The organism is Mycobacterium sp. TH-M15 (genome assembly GCF_057473705.1).
Map to the genome: position 1 here is coordinate 1 of NZ_JBYCLB010000335.1, position 1,807 is coordinate 1,807.

The 1,807-nt window shown below is 69.5% G+C and carries 3 protein-coding genes and 1 pseudogene; all 4 read left to right on the forward strand.

What is annotated here, in order from left to right; genetic code table 11:
* A pseudogene (locus AC2VNT_RS08130) lies at positions 1-166 on the forward strand (cytochrome P450); the annotation flags it as partial.
* Positions 167-170: 4 nt separating this feature from the next.
* Positions 171-836: a flavodoxin family protein gene (locus AC2VNT_RS08135; RefSeq protein ID WP_486946370.1), complete on the forward strand. Its 666-nt coding sequence runs from the start codon at positions 171-173 to the stop codon at positions 834-836.
* A gap of 9 nt (positions 837-845) precedes the next feature.
* The gene (locus tag AC2VNT_RS08140) at positions 846-1,376 is read left to right on the forward strand and encodes a DUF2505 domain-containing protein (protein WP_486946371.1); all 531 of its coding nucleotides are present in this window, start codon (positions 846-848) and stop codon (positions 1,374-1,376) included.
* Positions 1,373-1,807: SAM-dependent methyltransferase (locus AC2VNT_RS08145; protein WP_486946372.1), on the forward strand; the 435-nt coding region annotated here is incomplete at its 3' end. The genes AC2VNT_RS08140 and AC2VNT_RS08145, both read left to right, overlap by 4 nt.

Sequence of the window (1,807 nt, forward strand, 5' to 3'; positions counted from 1 at the left end):
CATCGGCCTGGTCTTCGCCAACCTGGAGGCCAAGACCATCGTGCACCGGCTGCTGCGCGAGTACCGCCTGGAGCTGGCCCACCCCGGCTACCGGTCCCGGTGGGATTACGCCGGGATGCCGATCCCGGTGGACGGGATGCCGATCGTGCTTCGGCGGTTGCGGTAACGCGATGCCGCGGGTGCTGCTGCTCTACTACAGCTACACCGGCCAGGCGCTCAAGGTGCTGCAGGCCGCTGGTGAGGTGTTCGGCGACCGTGGCTGCGAGGTGGTCACCGCGCCGATCGAGTTCACCGACCCGCGGTACGCGGCGCGGTTCGCCCGGTTCCCGATGCGGCGGGTCTGGCCGGACATGTTCAGCGTCTTCCCCGCCCAACTGCGCCGCAGCACCGGGGCGATCCGCACCCCGGACGCGGTGCGCGACGGTCCCTACGACCTGATCTGCGTCGGCTCACCCACCTGGTGGCGGACCACCAGCATGCCGGTGCGCTCGTTCCTGAAATCCGGTGAGGCACGGGAGTTGTTCGCTGGCACGCCGTTCGCCGCGTTCGTCGTCTGCCGCCGGTACTGGCGGGAGAACCTGGCCGCGGTGCGCCGGCTCGGCCGGCGGCAGGGCGGCCGGTACGTCGGCGGCGTCCACTTCGGCTACCCGGGCGGCCAGCTCCGGTCCATGCTCTCGCTCACCAGTTACCTGGGCACCGGCGAGTACCGGGACCGGTACCTGGGCGTGTCGATCCCGTCCACCAACGTCTCGCCGGAGCAGCTGGAGCAGACCCGCGTGTTCGCCGGCGGGCTCGCCGACGAGCTGTTCGGTCCCCCCGGTGCCGGTGGGGGGTAGGGCAGCGCCGTGCCGCATTCGTTCGACATCGTCACCGACTCGACCGCCAGCGTCGAGCGGGTGCACGCCGCGTTCGGCTGCGCCGAGTACTGGCACGCCCGGCACGCCGAGTTCGACGCCGCCAGCACGCTGGACTCGCTCACCGTCGACGGCGACGGCGCGGTCGAGGTGCGGCTCACCCAGCACCTGGGGCGCCGGTTTCTGCCCGCCGCGCTGGCCCAGCTGCTCCCCGGCGATCTGAAGATCCAGCACGGCGAGGTGTGGAAACCCGTAGGCGACAACCGGGTGCAGGGGCAGGTCGAGGTGACGGCGCCGGCGTCGGTGGGGTCGGGCCGGCTCGACGCGTGGCTGACCCCCGCGCCCACCGGCTCGCAGCTGCGATTCACCGCCACCGTCGACGTGAACCTCCCGTTGCTGGGCGGCAGACTGGAGAGGTCGATCGGTTCGGACCTGACCGAGAACATCCGCAAGATTCAGCGGTTCACCGACGCGTGGATCGACGAACATCCAGAAATCACCAACCCAGAGAGCAGGAGATGACAGTGGTAACGATTCCGGGTCGCATCGACGACGAAACCAGGAGCCAGCGGTGGCGCCGCTGGGCGGGCGAGTACGGCAAGGCCGCCAAGGTGCTGATGTCGCACTCCGACCTGCCGAAGACCGGCCAGATCTACGACATCATCGGCACCCAGAACCTGTTCGGCGAGGAGTCGCTGTTCATCAACCTCGGGTACTGGAAGAACAATCCGACCACCCTGGACGAGGCCAGCCGGGACCTGGCCCGGCTGGTCGCCGACAGCGCCGAGTTCGGCAAGGCCGACGTCGTCGTCGACTGCGGCACCGGCTACGGCGACCAGGACATCCTGTTCGTCAACGAGTACGGGGTGAAGAAGATCACCGGGGTGAACATCGCCGCCGAGCAGATCGCCATCTCCACCGAGCAGGTGAAGAAGGCGGGCCTCGACGACCGG